Source organism: Mesorhizobium sp. M2A.F.Ca.ET.037.01.1.1 (assembly GCF_003998075.1).
Lineage (GTDB): Bacteria > Pseudomonadota > Alphaproteobacteria > Rhizobiales > Rhizobiaceae > Mesorhizobium.
On the sequence record NZ_RZSA01001402.1, the window covers coordinates 1 to 1236 of the forward strand.

The 1236-nt window shown below is 65.5% G+C and carries 2 protein-coding genes; both read left to right on the forward strand.

Features of this window, described 5'->3' with window-relative positions; translation table 11 throughout:
• Nucleotides 1-86: 86 nt before the first annotated feature.
• Nucleotides 87-1049: a zincin-like metallopeptidase domain-containing protein gene (locus tag EOA27_RS37105; RefSeq protein WP_127258790.1), complete on the forward strand. Its 963-nt coding sequence runs from the start codon at nt 87-89 to the stop codon at nt 1047-1049.
• The coding region (locus tag EOA27_RS37110) for a hypothetical protein (protein WP_145970851.1) at nt 1046-1236 on the forward strand (191 nt) is incomplete at its 3' end. The genes EOA27_RS37105 and EOA27_RS37110, both read left to right, overlap by 4 nt.

The window sequence follows — 1236 nt, forward strand, 5'->3', positions numbered from 1 at the left end:
CGGACGGGGGGCCTTTCCGGTCGGTTTCGCCGCCCACCCCGCTTCCGGGGAGGGCGCAGCGAAGATTGGCGAGCGGAGATTTAGTCATGCGCAAGACCGGCAAACGCGGTGCCCGTGGAGACGTTGGCGGCAAGAAGGGCGAGCCGCCTAGGGCCAGCCTTTATTCCGAGATCACTGACCGGATCATCGCCGATCTGGAGCGGGGTTCGGTGCCTTGGGTCAAGCCTTGGGGGAGGGCGAAGGCCAGTCTTGGGCTGCCCCGCAACGCTGCCACCGGGCGCGGCTATTCCGGCATCAACATTCTGATCCTGTGGGGCGCGGTGATCGAGCGCCCTTACCCCTGCCAGAGCTGGCTCACCTTCCGGCAGGCGCTTTCGCTTGGCGGCAACGTCAGGAAAGGCGAGCACGGGACGACCATCGTTCACGCCGACCGCTTCATCCCGAAGGACGAGAAGGAGCGCGCGAGGCAAGAAGACGCTGAGCCGCAGGCGGTCCCCTTCCTCAAGCGCTTCACCGTCTTCAATGTCGCGCAGTGTGAAGGCTTGCCGGAGCACCTCTACGGTCAGCCTGAGCCGCTGCCCGAACGTGAGATCATCCCGCAAGCCGAAGCGCTGATGCACGCAAGCGGCGCGGATATCCGCATCGGTGGGGATCGCGCCTTCTACATGCCAGGCGCGGATTTCATCCAGCTGCCGCCGCAGCCCGCGTTCTTCGAGCCGGTCAACTACTACCGCACAGCTCTGCATGAGTTGGGTCATTGGACCGGGCACCCGACCCGGCTTGCCCGTGATTTCTCCGGCTCGTTCGGCACCAAGGCCTATGCGCGCGAGGAACTGGTCGCCGAGCTAACCGCAGCCTTTACCTGCTCCAGCCTCGGCATCGAGCCGACCGTGCGCCACGCCGACTATATCGGCTCATGGCTAACCGTCTTGCGGGAGGATAATCGCGCCATTTTCCGCGCCGCCAGCCTTGCCTCCAAAGCCGCCGATTTGCTTCTGGCCTTCAATTCCAATGCGGAAGGTGAGGCCCAAACGGAGATCGCGGCATGAGCGCGCGCGATCCCTTTCCGCTGCAGACCGAGCCGACGCCGGAAGGCGAGCAGATGCTCGTTCCCGGCGTCCGGCCGATCACCACGCGTGACCGGCTGGCGCTGCTGATGGGCGCGCCGATGCGTCCGCGCGCAGCGCAGAAGCCGCTCGATATTGGCCTCTTCGATGAGGCCGCACGCAATCAGCT

What these genes read in the sequence shown, in the direction of transcription:
- EOA27_RS37105 (WP_127258790.1), top strand. Translation starts at nt 87, where the DNA reads ATGCGCAAGACCGGCAAACGCGGTGCCCGTGGAGACGTTGGCGGCAAG.